Raw genomic sequence first — 652 nt, forward strand, 5'->3', positions numbered from 1 at the left:
TCACCGTCGCCGAAACCGAACGCCGCGACGAAGTCGGCGGCATGGCCCGCGCCGTCCAGGTCTTCAAGGACAACGGCCTGCGCACCCGCTCCCTCGAAGCCTCCTCCCAGGCCGAACGCTCCGCAGCCGAAGCCGAGCGCGAACGCACCCTCGAAGTCGACCGCGTGCGCGCCGCCGCCATGGCCCAGGCCACCGGCGGTCTTGCCGAAGGCCTCAAGCGCATGGCCGGCGGCGATCTCGCCTGCGAACTCACGCAGTCCTTCTCTCCCGAGTTCGAGAGCCTGCGCCAGGACTTCAACGCCGCCGTCTCCCAGCTGCGCACCACGCTGCAGTCGGTCTCCGAAGCCACCGGCTCCATCGACAGCGGCTCGCGCGAGCTGAGCCAGGCCGCCAACGACCTGTCCCGCCGCACCGAGCAGCAGGCCGCAGCCCTCGAGGAGACCGCCGCCGCCCTCGACGAGATCACCGCCAACGTCTCGCAGTCCACCAAGCGCGCCGAGGAAGCCCGCAACAAGGCCTCCGAGGCCAATTCCTCCGCGCATCATTCGGTCAAGGTCGTCTCCGACGCCGTCGCCGCCATGCAGCGCATCGAGGCTTCCTCGGGCCAGATCTCCAACATCATCGGCGTCATCGACGAGATCGCCTTCCAGAC

Annotated in this window: 1 protein-coding gene; it reads left to right on the plus strand. The window is 69.5% G+C overall.

Going from position 1 to position 652, the window contains the following annotated elements; translation table 11 throughout:
* Positions 1-652 (plus strand): methyl-accepting chemotaxis protein (locus tag V8U06_RS29200; protein ID WP_427143651.1); only part of this gene is annotated, 652 nt, incomplete at both ends.

The sequence above is a fragment of the Shinella sp. G-2 genome (assembly GCF_050172695.1).
Classification (GTDB): Bacteria; Pseudomonadota; Alphaproteobacteria; order Rhizobiales; family Rhizobiaceae; genus Shinella.